Source organism: Streptomyces sp. NPDC002779 (assembly GCF_042888685.1).
Lineage (GTDB): Bacteria > Actinomycetota > Actinomycetes > Streptomycetales > Streptomycetaceae > Streptomyces.
The window spans coordinates 324,592-345,471 of sequence record NZ_JBIAQC010000002.1 but is presented as its reverse complement, the minus strand read 5'-3'; the positions used below and the strand labels follow the sequence as shown (position 1 = coordinate 345,471).

25 protein-coding genes are annotated in these 20,880 nt (G+C 73.4%); 15 read left to right on the top strand and 10 right to left on the bottom strand.

Annotated features, from left to right (window positions below; translation table 11 throughout):
* The first annotated feature begins 115 nt into the window (after positions 1–115).
* The 3 genes from ACFYW5_RS07200 (at position 116) to ACFYW5_RS07190 (ending at position 2,078) form a co-directional block, all read left to right on the top strand.
* Complete coding sequence (locus ACFYW5_RS07200; protein ID WP_389415951.1) at positions 116–532, top strand: STAS domain-containing protein; 417 nt, start codon at positions 116–118, stop codon at positions 530–532.
* Complete coding sequence (locus ACFYW5_RS07195) at positions 522–1,283, top strand: ANTAR domain-containing protein (RefSeq protein ID WP_389415950.1); 762 nt, start codon at positions 522–524, stop codon at positions 1,281–1,283. Before ACFYW5_RS07200 ends, ACFYW5_RS07195 begins: the two co-directional genes overlap by 11 nt.
* A gap of 78 nt (positions 1,284–1,361) precedes the next feature.
* On the top strand, positions 1,362–2,078 hold the full coding sequence (locus ACFYW5_RS07190) for a GAF and ANTAR domain-containing protein (protein ID WP_389415949.1): 717 nt from the start codon (positions 1,362–1,364) through the stop codon (positions 2,076–2,078).
* A gap of 56 nt (positions 2,079–2,134) precedes the next feature.
* Here the strand turns inward: ACFYW5_RS07190 and ACFYW5_RS07185 are convergent, their stop codons facing one another.
* Positions 2,135–2,452 carry a hypothetical protein gene (locus ACFYW5_RS07185; RefSeq protein ID WP_389415948.1) on the bottom strand — a complete coding sequence of 106 codons (318 nt, stop codon included), beginning with the start codon at positions 2,450–2,452 and terminating at the stop codon, positions 2,135–2,137.
* Positions 2,453–2,636: 184 nt separating this feature from the next.
* On the opposite strand from ACFYW5_RS07185, the gene ACFYW5_RS07180 reads away from it, so the two are divergent.
* The 4 genes from ACFYW5_RS07180 to ACFYW5_RS07165 all read left to right on the top strand — a co-directional run bounded on the left by ACFYW5_RS07180 (position 2,637) and on the right by ACFYW5_RS07165 (position 4,651).
* Positions 2,637–2,993, top strand: a complete 357-nt coding sequence (locus ACFYW5_RS07180; RefSeq protein ID WP_389415947.1) for a PRC-barrel domain-containing protein — start codon at positions 2,637–2,639, stop codon at positions 2,991–2,993.
* A gap of 37 nt (positions 2,994–3,030) precedes the next feature.
* Complete coding sequence (locus ACFYW5_RS07175; protein ID WP_389415946.1) at positions 3,031–3,201, top strand: hypothetical protein; 171 nt, start codon at positions 3,031–3,033, stop codon at positions 3,199–3,201.
* Between the two features lie 10 nt (positions 3,202–3,211).
* Complete coding sequence (locus tag ACFYW5_RS07170; RefSeq protein ID WP_389415945.1) at positions 3,212–4,171, top strand: D-2-hydroxyacid dehydrogenase family protein; 960 nt, start codon at positions 3,212–3,214, stop codon at positions 4,169–4,171.
* 153 nt (positions 4,172–4,324) lie between these two features.
* Positions 4,325–4,651 (top strand): chaplin, encoded by a 327-nt coding sequence (locus ACFYW5_RS07165; RefSeq protein WP_389415944.1) that lies wholly within the window; start codon positions 4,325–4,327, stop codon positions 4,649–4,651.
* A gap of 114 nt (positions 4,652–4,765) precedes the next feature.
* Here the strand turns inward: ACFYW5_RS07165 and ACFYW5_RS07160 are convergent, their stop codons facing one another.
* The 8 genes from ACFYW5_RS07160 to chpG all read right to left on the bottom strand — a co-directional run bounded on the left by ACFYW5_RS07160 (position 4,766) and on the right by chpG (position 9,906).
* Positions 4,766–5,632, bottom strand: coding sequence for a tyrosinase family protein (locus ACFYW5_RS07160; RefSeq protein WP_389415943.1), 867 nt, complete (start codon positions 5,630–5,632; stop codon positions 4,766–4,768).
* A complete protein-coding gene (locus tag ACFYW5_RS07155) occupies positions 5,616–6,080 on the bottom strand; it encodes a tyrosinase family oxidase copper chaperone (RefSeq protein ID WP_389415942.1) in 465 nt (154 codons plus the stop codon). Before ACFYW5_RS07155 ends, ACFYW5_RS07160 begins: the two co-directional genes overlap by 17 nt.
* A gap of 138 nt (positions 6,081–6,218) precedes the next feature.
* Positions 6,219–6,731, bottom strand: coding sequence for a hypothetical protein (locus ACFYW5_RS07150; RefSeq protein ID WP_389415941.1), 513 nt, complete (start codon positions 6,729–6,731; stop codon positions 6,219–6,221).
* A 118-nt stretch (positions 6,732–6,849) separates the two neighbouring features.
* Entirely contained in the window at positions 6,850–7,455 is a 606-nt protein-coding gene (locus ACFYW5_RS07145) for a vitamin K epoxide reductase family protein (protein ID WP_389415940.1), read from the bottom strand.
* On the bottom strand, positions 7,455–7,952 hold the full coding sequence (locus tag ACFYW5_RS07140; RefSeq protein WP_389415939.1) for a DUF5949 family protein: 498 nt from the start codon (positions 7,950–7,952) through the stop codon (positions 7,455–7,457). The genes ACFYW5_RS07145 and ACFYW5_RS07140 overlap by 1 nt, the downstream gene beginning before the upstream one ends.
* A 188-nt stretch (positions 7,953–8,140) precedes the next feature.
* Positions 8,141–8,428: a hypothetical protein gene (locus tag ACFYW5_RS07135; protein WP_389415938.1), complete on the bottom strand. Its 288-nt coding sequence runs from the start codon at positions 8,426–8,428 to the stop codon at positions 8,141–8,143.
* 192 nt (positions 8,429–8,620) lie between these two features.
* Positions 8,621–9,421 (bottom strand): hypothetical protein, encoded by an 801-nt coding sequence (locus ACFYW5_RS07130; protein ID WP_389415937.1) that lies wholly within the window; start codon positions 9,419–9,421, stop codon positions 8,621–8,623.
* Between the two features lie 245 nt (positions 9,422–9,666).
* On the bottom strand, positions 9,667–9,906 hold the full coding sequence (gene chpG / locus ACFYW5_RS07125; RefSeq protein ID WP_389415936.1) for a chaplin ChpG: 240 nt from the start codon (positions 9,904–9,906) through the stop codon (positions 9,667–9,669).
* Between the two features lie 460 nt (positions 9,907–10,366).
* On the opposite strand from chpG, the gene ACFYW5_RS07120 reads away from it, so the two are divergent.
* Genes ACFYW5_RS07120 through ACFYW5_RS07085 form a run of 8 tightly spaced genes read left to right on the top strand, consistent with a single transcriptional unit; the run spans position 10,367 to position 19,525 of the window.
* Positions 10,367–11,527: a glycosyltransferase gene (locus ACFYW5_RS07120; RefSeq protein WP_389415935.1), complete on the top strand. Its 1,161-nt coding sequence runs from the start codon at positions 10,367–10,369 to the stop codon at positions 11,525–11,527.
* Positions 11,524–12,951: a sugar transferase gene (locus tag ACFYW5_RS07115; RefSeq protein WP_389415934.1), complete on the top strand. Its 1,428-nt coding sequence runs from the start codon at positions 11,524–11,526 to the stop codon at positions 12,949–12,951. The genes ACFYW5_RS07120 and ACFYW5_RS07115 overlap by 4 nt, the downstream gene beginning before the upstream one ends.
* 4 nt (positions 12,952–12,955) lie before the next feature.
* The gene (locus ACFYW5_RS07110) at positions 12,956–14,254 is read left to right on the top strand and encodes an O-antigen ligase family protein (protein WP_389415933.1); all 1,299 of its coding nucleotides are present in this window, start codon (positions 12,956–12,958) and stop codon (positions 14,252–14,254) included.
* Positions 14,251–15,900 carry a murein biosynthesis integral membrane protein MurJ gene (murJ, locus tag ACFYW5_RS07105; RefSeq protein WP_389415932.1) on the top strand — a complete coding sequence of 550 codons (1,650 nt, stop codon included), beginning with the start codon at positions 14,251–14,253 and terminating at the stop codon, positions 15,898–15,900. The genes ACFYW5_RS07110 and murJ overlap by 4 nt, the downstream gene beginning before the upstream one ends.
* Positions 15,884–16,642 carry a polysaccharide deacetylase family protein gene (locus tag ACFYW5_RS07100; RefSeq protein ID WP_389415931.1) on the top strand — a complete coding sequence of 253 codons (759 nt, stop codon included), beginning with the start codon at positions 15,884–15,886 and terminating at the stop codon, positions 16,640–16,642. Before murJ ends, ACFYW5_RS07100 begins: the two co-directional genes overlap by 17 nt.
* On the top strand, positions 16,639–17,787 hold the full coding sequence (locus ACFYW5_RS07095; RefSeq protein ID WP_389415930.1) for a glycosyltransferase: 1,149 nt from the start codon (positions 16,639–16,641) through the stop codon (positions 17,785–17,787). The genes ACFYW5_RS07100 and ACFYW5_RS07095 overlap by 4 nt, the downstream gene beginning before the upstream one ends.
* Positions 17,784–18,437, top strand: a complete 654-nt coding sequence (locus ACFYW5_RS07090) for a lipopolysaccharide biosynthesis protein (protein WP_389415929.1) — start codon at positions 17,784–17,786, stop codon at positions 18,435–18,437. Before ACFYW5_RS07095 ends, ACFYW5_RS07090 begins: the two co-directional genes overlap by 4 nt.
* Positions 18,434–19,525 (top strand): GNAT family N-acetyltransferase, encoded by a 1,092-nt coding sequence (locus ACFYW5_RS07085; protein WP_389415928.1) that lies wholly within the window; start codon positions 18,434–18,436, stop codon positions 19,523–19,525. The genes ACFYW5_RS07090 and ACFYW5_RS07085 overlap by 4 nt, the downstream gene beginning before the upstream one ends.
* 22 nt (positions 19,526–19,547) lie before the next feature.
* Here ACFYW5_RS07085 and ACFYW5_RS07080 read toward each other — a convergent pair whose 3' ends face one another.
* Positions 19,548–20,810 carry a glycoside hydrolase family 26 protein gene (locus tag ACFYW5_RS07080; protein ID WP_389415927.1) on the bottom strand — a complete coding sequence of 421 codons (1,263 nt, stop codon included), beginning with the start codon at positions 20,808–20,810 and terminating at the stop codon, positions 19,548–19,550.
* Positions 20,811–20,880 lie beyond the last annotated feature (70 nt).

Here is a 20,880-nt window from a genome sequence, read left to right as displayed (position 1 = left end):
CGGACCGGCCGCCGCTCCGCCTCCGCCGCACGTACGCCCCTGCCGCAAGCGCGCCCGGAGTGCCGTAACTCAGGCTCACCGGGCCGCTGCCGGATGGCTTCCGAACCGAGGCGTCATGCCCCTCTCCCAGCTCACCGTCCACCACCATGGCCACCGGGAACAGGCATTGATCACCCTGTACGGCGAGATCGACCTCGACTCCGCGCCGTCGGTGCGCAAGTGCCTGGAGCGGTGCCTGCGGGACGGTATCCGCACCATCGCTGTCGACCTCTCCCCCGTCACGTTCTGCGACTGCAGCGGACTCAACGTATTCCTCCACGCCGCGCAGCGGACCGCCGTCGCCGGGGGAACCCTGCGACTGCACCATCCGCCGGCCACGCTGGTCCGGATCGTCGACCTCGTCGGCTGCGGGCTCCTGCTCCTCGGCCCTCAGTCCGGCCGGCTGCCGCCCCCGCTCGGCGGCACCCCGCCCGCACCAAGGCTGGAGGGCCTGGTCACCAACCCGGCAGGCGGTGGCCCGAGTGGCCTCTGACCGGCGGTCGGCCCGCATCCGGATGCTGGTGGCCGAGCAGGCGGTCCGACGAGGCGCGCCGGTGAGCGTGATGGACGTGTGCACCGCTGCCGTGGCCGCGCTGCCGGTCGGCGGGGCCGGGCTGTCGGCGATGTCCAGGGCCGCGGTGAGCCATCCGCTGTGCAGCACCGACGCCATCAGCGAGCAACTGGAAGAGCTCCAGCTCACGTTGGGCGAAGGGCCCTGCGTGGACGCCTTCGTGCGCGGCTCGGCCGTCCTCGCGCCGGATCTGCTCACCGCCGAACTGCGCGACCGGTGGGCCGTGTTCGCCGACGCGGCCCTGAAAGCGGGAGCCCGCGCGGTGTTCTCGCTCCCCCTGCAGAAGGGGGCGATCAGCCCGGGAGTCCTGGACCTCTACGCCAGCGTTCCGACCGTACTGGACGCCGAGGAACTGGCCGACGCGCTGGCGTTCGCCGATCTCGCGACGCTGCTGCTGCTCGACACAGGGATCGCCGAGACGGGCGCGCCGGCCGGCGTACCGACGCCGGACCGCGGCTTCGAGGATCTCGGCGCGTACCGGGCGGAGATCGACCAGGCGAGCGGAATGCTCACGGTTCAGCTCGGAGTCGGCATCGAAGAAGCCTTCGTCCGGCTGCGCGCCTACGCCTACGCGCGGGAACGCCGGCTCGCGGACGTGGCCGCCGACGTGGTGGCCCGACGGCTCCGTTTCTCCCCGGACGCGGAGCCGGATCAGGTCGGGGAGCGAACCTGACGTCCGGTTCCGGTGGGGAAACGTGCGTACTTCCCGCCCCTTCGGGCAGGGGACTAGTCTCTATCGAGGGTGCCTACGATGGATCAAAAGCTTCTGGCCAAGACCTTCGTCGAGCTGGCCGACAACCTGGTCGCCGACTTCGACCTCATCGACTTCCTGCGCCTGCTGACCGACCGCTGCGTCGGCATGCTCGACGTGAGCGCCGCCGGGGTCCTGCTCGCCGACCGGGACGGCAAACTCCGTGTCATGGCCGCCTCCGACGAACAGGTGCGCCTGCTGGAGCTGTTCCAGCTGCAGAACGACGAGGGCCCCTGCCTGGAGTGCTTCCGCACGGGCGCCGCGGTGGTCGTCCCCGACCTCGGCGCGGCGACCGTCCGCTGGCCGCGCTTCGCGCCGGCGGCCCAGCGCAGCGGGTTCGGGGCGGTCCAAGCCCTGCCGATGCGTCTGCGGGACGAGATCGTCGGCGCCCTGAACCTCTTCCGCGCCCATTCCGGCCCCTTCGACCCGGCCGCCGCACCCGTCGCCCAGGCGCTGGCCGACGTCGCCACCATCAGCGTGCTGCAGCAACGCACCGCTGAGCGCAGCACGGTGCTCAACGAGCAACTGCAGACGGCGCTGAACAGCCGGGTACTGATCGAACAGGCCAAGGGCAAGCTCGCCGAACGCCAGGGCATCGACATGGAGCAGGCGTTCACCGCACTGCGCGGTTACGCCCGTGCCCACAACCGGCGCCTGGCCGATGTCGCCCGCGCCCTCATCGAGGATTCCGAACCGCTCGCCGGCCTGGGATTCTGACCCGCACGGCGTCGGCCACGAGCGGCAGGACCCCCGGACGGCAGGCCGGGGACGGCTCACCCGCGGTGCCCCCGGTCACGGCGGTCCCGGCGGTCCTCGCGCCGCCAGCGCGCCCGGTTCTGGCGGCTGTAGCGGCGGTCCCAGCGTTCCTGGCGACTCCGGCGCTCCTGGTACTCCCGGTAGTCCCCGGCACCGGAACGGCCGCCGCGGCTTTGGCCGCCGCCCCGATCGCCGCCGCCCCGAGTGCCGCCGCCCCGATCACGGCCGTGCCGGGTCGCGGCGTACAGCAGCACCGCCGCGGCCACCCACCAGAGGGGACTGAGAAAGCCGAGGCCGAACAGGACCGCGACGAGGACGAGAAGCAGGACAAACACAGTGGGCCTCCCGGGAGCTGGACACAGCATCGATACCGGGGACTGGGGCCTCATCCCACAGCGTAGTACGCCGGAAGGCCGCACCGGCATGCCCGCCGACCACCATGGCCGAAACCCGCGGCACGCGGGGCCCGGCGCGGAGATACCCGGTTAGCCTGGAAGAACACAGGCTCGGAGGCAAGCCATGATTCATGCAGCCGACATCCGCGAGTGGCGCAACCGCAGCGTCGTCGACCCGAAGGGCCACAAGATCGGCGTACTCGAAGCGGTCTACGTCGACACCGCCACCGACGAACCGGCCATGGCCACGGTCCGCACCGGGCTCCCCACCCGCCACCAGCTGGCCTTCGTCCCCCTCGACGAGGCCACCCTCGGCCCGGACTACGTCAGGGTCCCCTACCCCAGGACGCTGGTGAAGAAGGCGCCCTCGGTCGGCATGGACGACATCCTGCCCGCCGAGTCGGAGGAAGCGATCTTCCAGTACTACGACCTGCCCTACCAGCCGGGCCCGGGCGGCGAGCGGAAACTCGCGCGCCGCTGACCGCCCGCCCTCAGCCGCCCGAGGAGGCGTACGCGTCATGGCCCTCTTGCTGTTTCTGCTGCTGGTCGCCGTCGTGCTGGGAATCATCGGAGTGGCCGCAGAAGGGCTGGGCTATCTGTTGATCATCGGCATCGCGGTGCTGGTGGCCGCGCTGGGCATCACCGCCGTCCGCTGGTCCCAGCGCGCCGGTCACCGCCCCATCCGCTAGGGACGTCACCGTGCCGCTGCGCTGTGCCGTGCTCGACGACTTCCAGCAGGTCGCGACCGGGCTCGTGGACTGGGCGCCGATCGCCGAGGACGTGGAGGTGGTGTCCTTCGGGTTCCACTTCGGCGACGAGGACGCCCTGGCCGCGGCGCTCGCCGAGTTCGACATCGTGGTCACCCTGCGCGAGCGGGTCCCCTTCCCCGCCTCCCTGTTCGCCCGCCTCCCCCGGCTGCGCCTGCTCGTCGCCTCCGGCATGCGCAACAGCGTCATCGACTATGCCGCCGCCGAGGCCCACGGCGTCACCGTCTGCGGTACGGCCTCTTCCCCCACCCCGCCCGTCGAACTGACCTGGGCCCTGCTGCTCGGCCTCGCGCGAGGAATCGTGGAGGAGAGCACCAACCTCCGCTCGGGCGGCCCTTGGCAGTCCACCGTCGGCGCCGATCTGCACGGCAGCCGTCTCGGCCTGCTCGGCCTCGGCAGGATCGGCTCCCGGGTGGCCGGGATCGGCCTCGCCTTCGGCATGCGGGTCTGCGCCTGGAGCCAGAACCTCACCGACAAGCGCGCGGAGGAAGTCGGCGTCCACCGGGCACGGTCCAAGGAGGAACTTCTCGCGGACAGCGACTTCGTCTCCGTCCATCTCGCCCTCGGCGACCGCACCCGCGGTCTGCTCGGCGCCCCCGAACTCGCCCTCCTCAAGCCGACCGCTTACTTGATCAACACCTCCCGCGCGGCCGTCGTGGACCAGGACGCCCTGCTCGCCGCCCTGCACGCGGGCCGGTTCGCCGGCGCGGCCGTGGACGTCTTCGACACCGAACCGCTCCCCGACGGCCACCCGATGCGCACGGCACCCGGCCTGCTGGCCACCCCGCACCTCGGCTATGTCTCCCAGGCCAACTACCGCACCTACTACGGCCAGGCCGTGGAGAACATCAAGGCCTTCCTCGCCGGTTCGCCCGTACGGCAGCTCCCCTGACTGCGCGCTCACACCCCGTCGGACACCGCCGGACGGGTTACAGGACCGGGTGATCTCCCCCCGGGCCCCGTGACCAGCCGTGGGTCCCGGCGTTGAACGGAAAGTCCGGCGGCGCACCCTGCCGCCGGACTTACCGAGTCAAAGGAGAACGTGATGTCGCGCATCGCGAAGGCTGCCGCTGTCGCCGTCGGCACCGGTGCCATGGTGGTCGGCGGAGCCGGGATGGCCCTGGCGGACGCGGACGCCAACGCCACCGCCGCCCACTCGCCCGGCGTCCTGTCGGGCAATGTGCTCCAGGTCCCCATCCACATCCCCATCAACCTGTGCGGGAACACCATCAACGTGGTCGGCCTGCTGAACCCGGCCTTCGGCAACACCTGCATCAACAACGGCGGCGACGACAAGAAGGACGGCGACCGCGGCCACGGTCACGACCGCGGCCACGACAACGGCAAGGGCCAGGGCGGCTACGGCGGCTGACGTCCCGCACGTCTCCGCACCGCCCGTACGTCCCCGTACGGAACAGAGCCCCGGCACCTCCGAGCGCCGGGGCTCTGCCCTGTCCCTGCTTCCGCCCCCGCCCCCGGTCCCCCGTCACGCGTACCGGTAGATGTGGCTCACGTCCTCCAGCTGGTCCGGCGTCACGTCCCACGGCGGCAGCTTCTGGTGCCGGGCGACGATCCGCCCCCGCTGTCCGTCGCCGATCGCGGGCGGTTTGGCCGGGAGATACCGGTGCACCCGGTGCCGCCGCTGCCAGCGCGTCCAGCACAGGTCGACGAAGGCGTGGTGCAGCCAGAACACCGGGTCGTTGACGGAGGCGCCGCCGACCATGTCACCGCCGACCCAGCGGTGCACCCGGTTGTGATTGCGCCAGGCCACCGGGCCGCGCCCCTGGCCCCACCCCTCCAGCTTGTTGCGGAACCCCTTGCGGACGGTCGAGTCCCACGGCGGCGCGTCGTAGACCGGATCCGCCAGGGCCCACTCCAGATCGCTCTTCGTCGGCAGCGCGATCGGATCGCGCACCCGCCCGAGGTCGCGGGTGAGGAACTTGCCGTCCGTGACGTTCTCCCGGAGGGTCCAGTTGCCCTCCGCGTAGGCGAACGGCCCGGTCATCACCTGCCGGTCCGAGCGCCGCCCGGTGCCGCCGAGCAGGTCCGCGGTCCAGGGCGCGGAGGCCGCCGAACGGTCCTTCGTCCAGTCCCAGTACGGCAGCGTCACCGAGGGGTCCACCCGGCGCAGCGCCCGCTCCAGGTCCAGCAGGAACTGCCGGTGCCAGGGCAGGAAGGACGGCGTCATATGGGCCGTACGCAGTCCGCCCTCGCCGTCGGAGACGTAGTACTCGATGTGCATCCGCACGAACTCGTCGTACTCGCCCCGGCGTTTGAGCTCCAGCAGCGCCTTCACCAGCCGCCGCCGCTCGGTCCGGGTCAGCGTGCTGACGTCCTTACGCGTGTACGCCATGGTGGCCCCCCGAGTCCGTCTCCTCGTCCCGCAGCCGCTCCCCCGGCCCCAGTTCGTCGACCGCCGCACGGGCCGCGTCCAGCGGGGTGTCGTAGGAGCGGTAGTGGTCGATCATGCTCAGCCAGGTGCCGTCGGCCCGGCGCATCAGATGCAGGCGTACGCCGTCGACCGTGACGTACCACTGGGCGGCGCCGACGGTGGGGCCCACCGAGGTCCGGATGCCGCGGATGCGGCGGCCGCGGTAGGTCTCGTCGAAGGCGATCTCCCCGGGGGCGTCCAGTCCCTGGGCGGGGGCCTGCGGCCGGGAGGCCGCGACGACGGGTGCCAGCGTCAGGGCACCCACCGCCGCGACCAGCCCGCGCAGCAGGTCCCGCCGTCCACCCGGTCTCACCGTGCCCAGCGCTCCGGGCTCCGCGTCCACTGCCACTGTGCCGACGTCGACGACCATCGTGCGCTCCTCTTCCGGTTGGCTTGTCACAGCGGTAACCCCCACCCGGCCCGCCCGGTCACCACGTCCGCCCCGGAAACCGGAAAAGCCGAAGGGCCCGGTCGGCGGTGCGCGCCCCGGGCCCTCGCGAAGGCGCGGCTACAGGCCGGGCCCCGTCACCACGTCGGCGGCCGTCACGGTCTGAACGACCGGGGTCAGCACGCCCGCCTGCGGCAGCTTGGGCTCCGGCAGGCCGAAGTTGTCCGGGTTCGGCGGGGTGAGCGGGGCGTCCAGGGTCAGGCCCGGCGCCAGGGCGCGCAGGTCGGAGGCCGGGGCGTGGAGGGCGACGTGGTCGAATTCGTCGCCGAGGATGTGGGGCAGCGGCGCACGCAGGTTCCCGCCCGGCAGACCGGCGCTGACCGGCAGCTGCGGGATGACCCGCTCGGGGATGAGCCGGCCCTCGACGTACCGCGGGCCGTCGGGGGAGCCCGGCACCGGCACCGGGATCTCGGCGCCGAGCTGGGGCAGTTCGATGTTGAGGGACCTCTCCACGCCGTCCAGCGGCACCGGGACGGGGACCGTGCCGACCGCGGCGGCGGGGGCGGCGCCGGCTACCGCGGCCGCGAGGCCCGTGACGACGGCGGCGAGGGTTCCTCGGGTGGTCGACTTCATCTCAGCTACGGTCCCTTCCAGGGGTTCGGTGGATCGGCGTCCGTACCGCACAACGACTCCGGGATCACCTCCAGCGCACAATTCCCCCGATCGCCGCAGTAGTACGACCTACGTCCTGTCAGTTCGTCCAGAAGTCCCACCAGCGGGTGAGGATCAGCATCCCGACCGCACCGAGGTGCACCACCGCGAGCACCCAGGTGAACTCGCCGAGGAAGGCGACCGCCCAGCCCGGCGCGGGCAGCAGCCGCTCGCGCACGACGAGCGAGGTGACGTACCAGAAGAGGACGATGGTGGCGATCCACGCCAGACAGCACCACAGGCACAGGGCGTTGATCCGGTACAGCGACTCGAACTGGAGCCAGGACACGAACCCGACGCCGAACAGACAGCCCGCGGCGAGGGTCAGCCAGTACCAGCGCGGGAACCGGGCCCCGGCCAGCAGGCTGACGCCGACGCAGCCGACGACGGCGTAAGTGACCAGGCCCAGCATCGGGTTGGGGAATCCGAAGGCCTCGGCCTGGTCGCTCTCCATCACGCTGCCGCAGGACACCACCGGGTTCAGGCTGCATCCCGGGGTGAAGTCCGGGTCTTCCAGCAGCTTGAACTTGTCGATGGTGATGACCCAGGAGGCCAGCAGCCCGGCGGCGCCGGTGAGCACCAGCAGCAGGGCGAACCCCCGCCCCGCGCCCACGGTCCGCGCGGTCCGTCCCGCGGTCGTGGCCATCAGCCGCGCAGGGTGCGGGCCGGGAGCACGATGTGCGCGGCGGCGTTCAGGGTCTCGTCGGCGCCGACGAACTCGGCCAGCGCCTCGGGCACGATCGGCTTGCCGGGCTCGGCCTCGGGCCAGGGCCGGGTGGTGAACACGAAGTAGGCGTAGCCGCGTTCGGCGACGGCCCGCAGCCACTCCTGGGGCGGAGCGCACTGGGCGTTGAAGCCGGGCATGCTGACGACGGCCTGTCCGGCCTCGACGAGCAGGCTGACCGGGAGGCTGGGCTGGGCCGCGCCGTCGACGAGGTCCCCGCCGACCGGCAGGCCGTTGTTCTCCAGCAGCGCCGCTACGGCGTCGATCGAACCCTCCGGTCCCCCGGCACCGTCGCCGAGGGTGTAGGCGAGCAGATAGGGCATGTCGCCGCCGGGGGCCTCGCCGCTCCAGGCCATGACGACGAGCGTGCCGAGATCGGCGGCGCGGAAAGCGCGGCTCTCGCTTGAGGTTGAGGTCACCGCGCGACCTTATCGACGCATGAGAACGGCTCCGGAACACTGCTCACCCGACCGGGTGACGCCCCGCCTGGTGTCCACACGAACGAGTTACCCGTGCCTGGAACGAGGCCAGGCGACTCGGCGGCACATACCGAGGGCCGATTCCGTGCGCCACGAAATCGGCCGCTCCCGGTGCGCAATTGCCGAATTCAGCTCTGCACGGGGAGCCCGCCGAGCAGTCCGGCCTGGTTCAGGGTGGTGGTGGCGCCCTTCACGGTGCTGAGCATGGAGTCCTTGTTCTCGGTGTTGAGCGCGTTCGACTGGTTCTGGAGCGGCATCGCGTCAGCGGGCGACAGGCGGCCACTGGTGAGCGTGTTCCAGGCTCCGTTGAGGCTGGTGGGCGTGAGGTCGGCGGTGCTGTGGGCGAACGCGGGCGCGGCAGCACCGGCGACGACCAGGGAACCGGCAACGACAGCAGCGGCCTTCAGGGACTTCATCGTGTTCCTTTCTTCGGCAACTCACAGTCACCACGGGGAATTCTGCCGCCGTGCCTAACGACCTGACGCCGGACCGGAAACCCCGGGCCCGCATCCTCATATGAGATCCAAGAAAGACGTAGAGAAATTCAGAAAGCCGTTGTGCCGGTCAAATCAACCGGCACAACGGCTTTTTTGCGGCTTCGCCGTGTGTTACGGGGCGGGCGTCAGACCGGCTGGTGCGGCGGGTGCGCTCGGCAGTTGCGGCAGTCCGGCCAGGGTCGGGGCGGGCAGCTTGCCGCCGACCAGGGTGGCGGCGACCACGTCGACCAGATCGGTCAGCAGCCCGGTCACGGCCGAGGTCACCTTGCCGACGTCCCCGGCGGTGACGGCGGCGAGCAGGGAGTCGACGCCCTTCTGGAGGGCGGCAAGGGCATCCCCGACGAGGTCGGCGGGGGCCTGCGCGGCGGGTGCCTTGGCGTCGTCGAACTTGCTGAGCGTCGGCAGCGTGGCCGGCAGGCTCGGCGTGGCGGGCAGCGCGGGCTCGGCCGACGCGCTGGGCGCGGCGGGGGTGCTGGGCGCCGTGGGAACGGCCGGGGACGTGGGGACAGCCGGGGACGTGGGAGCGGCCGGGGACGTGGGGGCAGGCGGCGGGGTGGGGACGGTCGAGGTCGCCGAGAGGTTCGCGGCCGGAGCGGCGGCCGAGGCCTTGGTGATGGCGTCCTTGGCGGCCTTGCCGAGCTTCTCGGCGTCCGCGGCGGACAGCCGGCCCTCGTCGGCCTTGAGCACGTCGGTCAGCAGGTCGGTGACCGGCGTGAGCACACCACCGATGTCACCCAGGGACTTGACCTGGGCGAGAAGCGCTTCCGCGTCGGGGACGGGCGCGTGGGACGCCGCATGAGTGCGCTCACGGGCGGAGTCGTCGGCGGCCATCGCGGCTGGACCGGCGATTCCGAGCAGGAGGGTGGCGCACAGCGCGGAGGACGCGATACGCCGTGCGGGCAGAGCACGCATGGGTGTTCCTTTCGGTGGTGCTTCCTTCTTGTGCCCACCGTGAAATCGCCTCTCGCGCTCTGCAACCGTTCGAGTGCCCCGGGTGACCGCCCGCACGCCGTGCCGACGACGTCATGCCTGGTGAGAGGCGCGTCAAGGCTGCCGCGCGGGTCGGTGCCGGGATGCCCCGTTCGAGGTAACGCGAACCGGCCGCCCCGCCGTGGCGGATCCACGGAAGGGCGGCCGGTCAGGTTCTCGCGACGACGTCAGTCGTTGATGCAGGTGTTGCCGAACGCCGGGTTCAGCAGGCCGATCACGTTGATCGTGTTGCCGCAGACGTTGACCGGGATGTGGACCGGAACCTGGAGGACGTTGCCCGACAGCACGCCCGGGGAGTGGGCGGCGACGGCCTTCGCGTCGGCGTCGGCGGCGGCGATGCCGGCGCCGCCCGCAACGGCCGCGGCGGCAACAGACGTAAGGACCAGGCCCTTCGCGATACGCGACATGGAGAGGTGCTCCTTGGGGGTTGACACAAACAGCCGGGCGGGGATGCCCGGCGTTGTGTCAACGCGGGACGCGCACCGGGGTTGTGCCGCCAATGGGGTGATCCGGTGAGCGGTCCGGCTTCACCAATCCGACACACTTGTCCGGTTTCAACGGATTAATACGGATAGCAACTAGAGTTGCGGGCCTCCCGACGCGCCCCTATTGCCAGCACATCGCACCGTCCCCTCGCCATTCTCCCGAAAGGCATCCCGGTGATGCGCCACTGTCTGGGCCCGCCACAACTCCGCCCCGTTCGAACCGAGCACGGCGCCGCGAGCCGGTGGTGACCCGTGGGCCGTCCGGCTCGTTTCCCAGCGGGACGCAGTGTGCGCCGGCGCGCTCCTGGTCGCCGTCGACGCCCAGAGCCGAGGCGCGATCCCGCCCGTCCCCCGCGACACCCGTGAGCGAGGAAACCGCGCAATGCACCTGTCAGCCACCGACCCTCCGCCTCGGATCCTCCATCTGACCCAGCCCGTGGAGGGCGGGGTCGCCCGGGTCGTGACGGACCTGGTACGCGCCCAGCTCGCGACCGGACTGCACGTCACGGTCGCCTGCCCCGACAGCCCGCTGAGCGCAGCCCTGGGGATGCTCGGCGCCGACGTGCACGCCTGGCCCGCAAGCCGTGCGCCGGGCCCGACTCTTGTTCGAGAGGTACGGCGTCTGACGCAGGTGATCGAGGCGGCACGGCCCGATCTGGTGCACGCGCACAGCGCCAAGGCCGGGCTCGCCGGACGGCTCGCGGTGCGCGGGCGGATCCCGACCGTCTTCCAGCCGCACGCCTGGTCGTTCGCGGCGGTCGGCGGCGCCATGGCCGCCTTCGCGCTCAACTGGGAGCGTCAGGGGGCCCGTTGGGCCTCACGCGTGGTGTGTGTGAGCGAGGCGGAGCGGGTGACCGGGGTACGCGCCGGGATCCGCGGCCGGTACACGGTGATCCCCAACGGCATCGACCCCGAGCACTTCCACCCCGCCGCCGCGGGCACCGTACGCGCCGGGCTGCTGCCGGACGTCGATCCCGGGGCGCCGCTGGTGGTGTGCGTGGGGCGGCTGTGCCGGCAGAAGGGGCAGGACGTCCTGCTGCGGGCGTGGGCCTCGGTGGCGGAACGGGTGCCCGGAGCCCGGCTCGTGCTGGTCGGCGACGGTCCCGACGCCGCGTCACTGCGGGCCCGGGCGCCCGAGTCGGTGCTGTTCGCAGGGCCCGTCGCCGACGCCGCCCCCTGGTACCAGGCCGCCGATCTCGTCGTCCTGCCCTCGCGCTGGGAGGGCATGGCGCTCGCCCCGCTGGAGGCGATGGCGTGCGGGCGTCCGGTGGTGGTGACCGATGTGGACGGCGCCCGGGAGAGCCTGCCCCCCTCGCTGGAGCCGCACTGCCTGGTACCGCCGCGCGACCCGGCCCGGCTGGCCACGGCCGTCACCGAACTGCTGCGCGACCCGCTGCTGCGCGAGTCCCTCGGCCATCAGGGGCGCAGGCACGTCCGGTCCACGCACGACATGCGGCACACGGCCGAGGCGGTCGCGGAGGTCTACCAGGACCTGCTGGCCCGCCGCGTGCCCACCGAGCACAGGGAGTCCATCCACTCGTGACTGCCGACAGCACCGTCCCCTCGCCCGCCGGGCAGCCACGGGACCTGCCTGCCTCGCCCGTCTCCCTCATGCCGCCGCGCGGCGCGGCCCCGGGCTTCCGCTTCCCGGCCCGCAGACCCCGCCCGCGGCCCGCCTCCCCCGTACCGCTGCTGGCCGCCGACACCGCCGCCGCCCTGCTGGGCGCCTGGGTGCTCACCGGCGCCCAGCTCCGCCCGCTGCCGGCCGCGCTGCTGGTGGCCGCCGCGCTGCTGCTGCGCCCGCAGCCGTCCCGGACCGCGACCGGCGTACTCGACGAACTGCCCGCCGTCTGCGGCCGGACCGCGGTGGCCTGGCTGGCGCTGGCGACCGCGGTCGCCGCGTACGCCCCGGACCAGGCGCTCTCCGCGCGCACCCTCACGCTCGGCTTCCTGACCCACGCGGCGGCCGGCTGCGCGGCCCGCGGTCTGGTGCACCGGCGCCGGGCCGGCGCGCTGCTCGCCCGGCCGCGCGCCGCCCTCGTCATCGGACCGGCGGCCACCGCCCAGCGCGTGGCCGACGGCGTGCTGCGCCACCCGCGGTGCGGGGTGCGGCCGGTGGGCATCGTCGCCGACGACCCGGACGGCACCGAAGGGCTGCCCGTGCTGACCACCGGCGAGGAGGTCGAGCGGGCCCTGATCCAGAACGGCGTCCGTGACGTCCTCGCCGTGCACCCCTCCGTACGGTCCGAACGGGCGCCGCTGCTGCGGGCGCTCGCCGGGTCGGGGTGCGCGGTGTGGGAGGTCGACGCGGACTCCCCGACGTACGCCACCCGCGAGCAGCTCGCCGGGTTCGCCTGCCGCCGCCTCGACCTGGGCACCACCCGGCGCCGTGGCAGCGCGGGCAAGCGGGCCCTGGACATCACGGTGTCCGGAGCGCTGCTGCTGCTGGTCAGCCCGATGCTGCTGCTCTGCGCGGTGGTGCTGCGGCTGACCGACGGGCCCGGGGTGGTCTTCCGGCAGGAGCGCATCGGCAAGGACGGGCGCCCCTTCACCCTGCTGAAGTTCCGCACCCACCGCCCGGTCGACGAGCACGAGGCGGCCACCCGCTGGAGCGTCGCCGGCGAGGCGCGCATGTCGTGGTTCTGCCGCTTCCTGCGCCGTACCTCGCTGGACGAGCTGCTCCAGCTGTGGAACGTGCTGCGGGGCGACATGAGCCTTGTCGGACCGCGGCCCGAACGCCCGTATTTTGTAGGCAAGTTCAGCCAGACCTACCCCGGCTACGCGGCCCGCCACCGGATGCAGACCGGCATCACCGGCCTCGCCCAGATCCACGGGCTGCGCGGCGACACCTCCATCGAGGACCGGGCCCGTTTCGACAACGCCTACATCGACAACTGGTCGCTGTGGCAGGACATCTGCATCCTGCTGCGCACGGCGGCCGCCCTCGTCCGCCCGACGGGAAGCTGACCCGGTGGCCGGCCTCGCCCTCACCCCACCCCGGGCCCACCCCGTCCTCACCCCGGCCCTGCCCCTGGTGGCGGTCGTCGCCCTGCTCGCCCTGCCCCTTCGCGCCGACGGCGAGGGCGGCGCCGGCCCGGCCGACGCGCTGTCCGCACTGGTGGTGCTGTACTGCGCGATCCGGGTCGTACGGGACCGGCGGCGGCCCCTGTCCCGTACGGCCGCCGTGGTCCTCGGCCTGCCCGTGCTGGGGCTCGCGGTCGCGGCCATGGGCGCGGCCTCGCCGGGTGCGGGGCTCACCGGCATGGGCCGCTATCTCCAGGTCTTCGTCCTGGTCCCGGCGGCCGTCCTGCTGCTGCTCCGCGACCGGTCCGACTTCCGGCTGCTGGCCTGGTCGTTCCTCGCCCTCGCCGGGTGGCAGGGAGCCCTGGGGGTGCACCAGTACGTGACCGGCACCGGCGCCTCCTACCAGGGCGAGCCGGTCCGGGCGGTCGGCACCTTCGGGGCGCAGGACGTGATGGGGATGGCGACCGTGGTCTCCCTGGGCCTGGTGTGCGCGCTGGGTCTGGCGCTCGGCCGCACGCCGGTACGGCAGCGGATGATCGCCGCCGGCTGCGCCCTCGCCCTGCTCCTGCCGCTCGCCCTCTCCTTCAGCCGGGGCGCCTGGATCGCGACCGCGGTGGCCTGCGCGCTGCAGCTGGCGCTCGCCGGGCCGCGCCGGGCGCTGACGGTGGCCGCGGCGGTGACGGCGGTGGCCGTGATCCTGGTGGGCGGGTTCGGCCTCGGCTCGGCGATGCTGCAGCAGCGGATCAGCAGCATCACCCAGGTCACCGACGCCCCCGACCAGTCCGTCACCGACCGGTACACGATGTGGGCGGCCGCCGCCGGCATGTGGCGCGAACAGCCGCTGACCGGCGTCGGACTGAAGGGTTTCCCCGAGCACCGGGACGCGCACGCCTCCCTGGCGCTGTCCGCCGCGAGTGACACCGAGGGCGCGGGCACCGGGTTCCGCAAGCAGCCGCTGCTGTCCCCGCACAACATGTACCTCCTCGTCCTCGCTGAACAGGGCCTGATCGGCCTGCTCGCGCTCGCGGGCGGCTGGCTGGCGCTGCTGGTGTGCGTCCTGCGCAGGATCCGCGGGACGACCGCCCCGGACTGCGGGCTCGTCGCCTGCGGGCTGCTGGTATGGCTGCTGACCGACTTCGCGTACGCCGACATCGGCGGCCCCTCGACCGTGCTGACCGCGGTCTGCCTGGGCCTGGTGGCGTGGTGGGCACTGGCCCCGAGGACCGGGGAGGGCCCGGCACGATGACGGTGACGCCTCCACGGACCGGAGCCGACGGCCCGGCGACCCTGCCCCCGGCGCGCTCCGGGGAACCGGGGCCGGTGCGGGACGGCACCGGACTCGCCCCCGTCTCCGGGAAGTTCCTGGCCCGGGCCACCCTGCTCACCGCCGTGCTGTCCATCGCCGGCGCCCTGCTGGGGCTGGCCCGCGACCAGGCGCTGGCCCGGCTGTTCGGGGCGGGCACCGAGACGGACGCCTTCCTCGTCGCCTGGACGGTGCCGGAGTTCGCCTCGACCCTGCTGATCGAGGACGGCCTGGCTTTCGCCCTGGTCCCCGCGTTCAGCCTGGCGCTCGCCCGCCGCGCGCAGGGCGCCCCCGGCGACCCGGTCCGCTCGCTGGTCGCCGGCACGCTGCCGAAGCTGACGCTCACCCTGGTCGCCGCGGCGGGCCTGGTCGTCGCGACCGCCCCCTACCTGGTCGAGGCCCTCGCCCCCGGCCTGCCCGACGCCTCGCTCGCCGTCGACTGCACCCGCCTGACCGCGACCTGCGTGCTGAGCTTCGGGCTCGCCGGGTACTGCAGCGCGGCCCTGCGGGCGCACCGCCGCTTCCTGGCGCCGGCCGCGATCTACGTGGCGTACAACACCGGCATCATCACGGCGATGTTCGTCCTCGGCGGCCACTGGGGGGTGCGTTCGGCGGCCGTCGGGGTCGCGGTGGGCGGCGCCTTGATGGTCGTCATCCAACTGCCGTTCGTGCTGCGGCAGCTGCGGCGCAAGCCGGTCGCTCCGGAGGCGGCGCCCGCCGACGCGCAGGCGGTGTCGCTCGGGCTGGTCGCGTCGGTGCTGCTGTTCGCGCTGTGCCGTCAGTCCCAGGTGCTCATCGAGCGTTTCCTCGCCTCCACGCTGCCCGCCGGGTCCATCTCGCATCTGAACTACGCGCAGAAGGTGGCCCAGATCCCGATGACGCTCTCGCTGATGCTGTGCACGGTCACCTTCCCGGTGGTGGCGCGGGCGGTGGCCGAGGGCGACTTCGCGCGGGCCCGCGTCCGGGTGGAGCGCGATCTGGCGCTGGCCGCCTGCGTGGTGCTGCTCGGTGCCGCCACGGTCATCGCCTGCGCCCCGCAGATCGTCGAACTCCTCTTCCAGCGCGGCGCGTTCACCGCGCGGGACACGGCGGCGACGGCGGACGTCATGCGCGTGTACGCCCTCGGGCTGCTCGGCCAGACCCTGACCGGCGCCCTGATCCGCTCCTACTTCTCGGCGGGCCGCCCCAGTTGGTACCCGCTCGCGACGATGACCGTCGGCATCGCCGTCACCTGCTGCCTCGGCGCCTGGTCCGTGGACCCCTGGGGCGTGGCCGGGATCGCCGCCGCCAACGCCGCCGGCATCACCGTCACCGCCCTGCTGCTGCTCGCCGGAATGCGCCGGCGGGCCGTCCCGATCGGCACCCGGCGGGTGCTGGGCGAACTGAGCAGGCCGACAGCGGCCGCGGTGCTCGCCACCGCCGCCGGCGCCCTGGCCGCCGCCCGCTTCGACGCCGCCCTGCCCGCCCTGACCGCCGGGGCCACGACCGTGACCGGCGTGTTCCTCCTGACCGGCTGGGCCCTCGGCGCCCAAGGCATCGCCCCTGTCCGCACCGTCACGCAAAGGCTCCGCCATGTCCGTCTCCGTTGACACCGGCCCCCGCCTCGGGCCCCGCCCAGGACCGGCCCCGTGGGTGGCCATGTACCACTCGGTGGGCGACTGCTCCGACGACCCCTACCGGATCACCGTCACCCCCGAGCGCCTCGGCGAACAGCTCGGCCGGCTGCGCCGCCGGGGCCTGCGGGGCGTGTCCGTGGCCGCCCTGCTCGCCGCCCGCGCCCGGGGCGAGGGGCACGGCCTGGTCGGGCTCACCTTCGACGACGGGTACGCCGACTTCGTCGACCACGCCCTGCCCGTGCTGCGCCGGCACGACTGCGGCGCCACCCTGTTCGTCCTGCCCGGCAGGCTCGGCGGCGACAACGCCTGGGACCCGCTCGGCCCGCGCAAGCCGCTGCTGACCGCCGACGGCATCCGGCACGCCGCCGAGGCCGGAGTGGAGATCGGCTCGCACGGCCTGACCCATGTCGACCTGACGCAGGCCGACGACGACCTGCTGCGCGCCGAGACCGCCGAGAGCAGAGCGGTGCTCTCGGAGCTGACCGGCGCTCCGGTCGACGGCTTCTGCTACCCGTACGGCACGGTCGACGCCCGCGCCGTCGAGGCGGTCCGGGCGGCCGGCTACACCTACGCCTGCGCCATCGATCCCGGCCCGCTCACCTCCCCGCACGCCCTCCCCCGCGTCCACGTCGGCCAGAACGACACCGCCGTACGCCTCTATCTCAAGCACCGTCTGCACCGGCTGCGCCGACGCCCCGTGGCGGGCCTGCGGTGAAGGCCCTGCACATCATCACCGGTCTCGGGGTGGGCGGCGCCGAGCAGCAACTGCGGTTGCTGCTGAGGCACTTGCCGGTCACGTGTGATGTCGTCACGCTCACCAACCCGGGCCCGGTCGCCGACGGCCTGGTCACCGACGGCGTGCGCGTCGTCCACCTCGGCATGGCCGGCAACCGCGATCTCGCCGCCCTGCCCCGGCTGACCCGCCTGATCCGCACCGGCGGCTACGACCTGGTCCACACCCACCTCTACCGCGCCTGCCTCTACGGCCGGCTAGCCGCCCGCACGGCCGGCGTCAGGGCGGTCGTGGCCACCGAACACTCCCTCGGCGACTCGCAGATGGAGGGGCGGCGGCTCAGCCCGGGGGTGCGCGCCCTGTACCTGGCGGGCGAACGCCTCGGCCGCAAGACCGTCGCCGTGTCGCCGACCGTCGCCGACCGCCTCGAGCGCTGGGGCGTGCCCGCGCCCCGGATCGAGGTCGTCCCGAACGGCATCGACCTGGACCGCTTCCGCTTCGACCCGGCGCGGCGTGTGCGCACCCGCCGCCGTCTCGGGCTGCCCGAGGACGCGTACGTCATCGGCGGCATCGGCCGGCTCACCGCGGGCAAGCACTTCGGCACCCTGGTGCGAGCCCTCGCCCATCTCCCCGCGGATTGCTGGCTGCTGCTGGTCGGCGGCGGCCCCGAGGAGAGCGTCCTGCGCCGTACCGCGCACGAGGCCCGGGTCGCCGACCGGGTCCTGTTCACCGGCGAACGCCCCTACGTCCCCGACGGCTCCCCCGGCCCGGACCTGCCCTCCCTGACGGCCGCGATGGACGTCTTCGCCTCCCCCTCCCCGGAGGAGGCGTTCGGCCTGGCCGCCGTGGAGGCGCTGGCGAGCGGACTGCCCGTGCTCTACACCTCCTGCCCGGCGATCGAGGACCTCCCCGCCGAGGCCGCGCCGGCCGCCCGCCGGGTCCGGGGCGGTCCCGAGGAGTTCGCCCGGGCCCTCGCCGCGACGCGCGCCGAGGGCCCCCGGCCGCGCACCCCCGCCGAGGCCGCCCTGCACTACGGCATCACCCGCAGCGCCACCCGGCTGATGGACGTGTACCGCGCCGTCACCGCCCCGGCGCCCCCGTCACCCCAGGAGGTCAGTCCCGCATGACCGATACCCTCACCGGGCACCGCCGCCCGATCGCTCCCCTGGTCCGCGCCAAGGCCCTGCCGCCGTGGTCCCTGATCGTGGCCGGCGCCCTCGCCGGCGGCCTGCTCGGCGGCGCGTACGGCCTGGTCAGGACGCCGACCTACACGGCCACCAGCTATGTCGTCGCCGTCCCCGGCGAGAAGTCCGACCCGGTCTCCGCGCTCGGCTTCGCCCAGGCGTACGGCCGGGTCGCCACCCAGCTCGCGGTGCTCGGGGACGCCCAGGTGTGGGCGGGCGTCCCGGTGTCGACGCTGAAGGAGAGCGTGCGGACCGCGACCTCCCCGGACGCCCCGATGGTCGCCGTCACCGCCACCTCCGAGCGCGCCGACCTCGCCGCCGACATGGCCAACGCCGTCTCCCGCGCCCTGACCCGGCACGCGAACGACGTCGAGAAGTCCACCCACGTCGAGCTCCAGCAGTTCGCCCGCGCCACCGAGCCCACCGAGCCCTCCTCGGTGTCCGCCGGGGTGACCGGGCTGGTCGGCGCGAGCGGGGGCGGACTCCTCGGCGGCCTGGCGCTGCTGGTGCGGCCCCGGCGCGGCGGCGCGGACCCCGGGCGCCCCGCCGTACCGGGCCCGGCCCCCGCCGCCGACGTCCGCGGACAGCTGTGACGTACACGACCGAACTCGTCACCGACGAGGACACCTTCGCCGCCCTGTCCGCCGACTGGTCGCGGCTGTACGGCAGGTGCGCCACCGCGACCCCGTTCCAGAGCCACCCTTGGCTGCACTCCTGGTGGCTGTCCTACGGCTGTCCCGGCCGGCTCCGGGTGGTGCTGGTCCGCGACCGGGACGAGCTCGTCGCCGCCGCCCCGCTGATGCGGGTGCGCCGCCCGCTGCCCGCGCTGGTGCCGCTCGGCGGCGCGATCTCCGACTACGGGGACGTGCTGCTGGACGACGAGCGCGGCGAACCGGCGGTCGCCGCGCTCACCGACGGCCTGGCGGCAGCCGCCCGCACGGCCCTGATCGATCTGCGCGAGGTCCGCCCGGGCGCCGCGGCCGAGCGGCTCTACGACCACTGGCCGGGCCCGCGCAGCCGGGTGCCCGACTCCCTGTGCCTGGAACTGCCCGCAGCTCCGATGCCCGAGCTGATCACCCGGCTGCCCCTGGCGAAGACCCAGCAGCGCGCCCGCGCCAAGCTGCGCAGACTGGCCGCGCTCGGCATCCAGCGGCACGTCGTGGAACCGGCCGAGGTCGACAAGGCGCTGCGGCGGCTGCTGGAGCTGCACGAACTCCAGTGGCAGGGCCGCAAGGTGACGCCCGAGCACCTGCGCCCCCGCTTCCGGGACCATCTGGTGCGCGCGGTCGGCCCGATGGTGGCCGGCGGGGACGCGGTCGTCACCGAGTTCCGGCTGGACGACGACGTGGTCGCCGTCGATCTGACGCTGCTGTCGCCCAATCTGGCGGGCGGCTACCTGTACGGCGCCCATCCGTGTCTGCGGGAGCGCAAGGCGGACGTGGCGGTGATGTTGCTGGAGGCGTCCACCGAGTACGCGCGCGGCACGCTGAGCCTGCTGCGCGGCAATGAGCCGTACAAGCACCACTGGCGGCCCGAACCGGTCGAGAACCGGCGGCTGCTGCTGGCCCGGCGGCGCACCGCCCCGCTGCTGGCGGCGGCGCTGGGCTCGGTCGCCGCCCGGCGTCGGGGCAAGGAACTGGTGCGCCGCTGGAAGGAGCGCGACGGTGGCGGCAGGTCCTGACGGGCCCGCCGCCACCGGGGGCTCACCGGTTGCGCGAGAACCAGTCGAAGCGCAGGCACAGTTTCCCGCCGAGCCAGTACTCCACCCAGTCGCCCAACTCCAGCGGCGAGCAGTTCGGCGGGGTGACGGGCGGAGCGGTGGGCTCGCCCGGGGTCGGCTCCGGCGTGGGCTCGGGCGTGGGCTGCGGCACGTCCGTACGGCCGGACAGGACCGAGCGGTAGATCTCCGCCGACTCGGGGTTGGCCCGGCACTGCCACACACCGTGCGGGCAGTAGTCGGTCAGCGTGTTGTACAGCGGCTTGTGCTCGTCCATCCAGGCGAGCATCCGCCGCATGTACTCGGGATTGTCACCGTTGCGGAAGAGTCCCCATTCCGGATAGGAAATGGGCTTGCCGTGGGCTTTGGCGAAGTCCACGTGCGCCTGGAGACCGTAGGGCTCCTTCACCTGTTCGTCGAACGACATTCCGCGCGGCTGGTCGTACGCGTCCATTCCGATGATGTCGACCGTGTCGTCGCCCGGATAGCACTCCGTCCAGGGAACGGCGTCCCGGCCCCGGGTCGGGGTGAAATCGAACAGGAACTTCTGCCCCGGCACCGCACGCATGGTGGTGACGATCCTGTTCCAGTACTTCTTCCACGCCTCCGGGTCGGGGCCGCAGCGATGGGTGTACGTGATGCCGTTCATCTCCCAGCCGAGCACGATCACCGTGTCCGGGACCTTCAGCTCCACCAGCCGCTCGGCGAGGCGGCGGTAGTGGCGGTCGAAGGCGCCGGCCGCGCCCTCCCGCAGCAACTGCCGGACCTCGGTGTCGGAGACGCCCTCCTCGTTGCGCTCCTGCATGGGGACGTTGAGGACGAACATCCGGTCGTCCCGTTCCCGTCGCCAGTCGGCCCAGGCCTCCAGGAAGTTGGGGGCGCCCTCGATGTTGCTCCACCGGTCGCCGGGCAGGTACGTGTGACCGACCCGCAGGTCGGCCCCGTCCAGCCAGCGGCTGAGCTCGGCGATCCGGTCGACGCCCCGGGCGCTGTAGTCGAGGTAGGCGCCGAAGGCGGGGGTGTGCTGGGCCGGCGCCGCGGGTGCCGGGGTCGCCTGTGCGGTGGCCGTCGGTGCCGGGGTCGCCTGCGCGGTGGCCGTGGGTGCCGGAGCGGGAGGATCGGCGACCCGGCCCACCCCCGTGCCCGCGGCGAATCCCGTACCGGACGCCAGGGCTGCGGACGCGGCGACGACCACCGCGACACACGCCAGCCGCCGACGGGACCGGGCCGGTCGCTGCTGTGGGGCCATGCCTGCTCCTTTCTCCACACTCGCGGTATTTCCCATTACTGACACCCAGTCATATGAGCAGGCATTACGC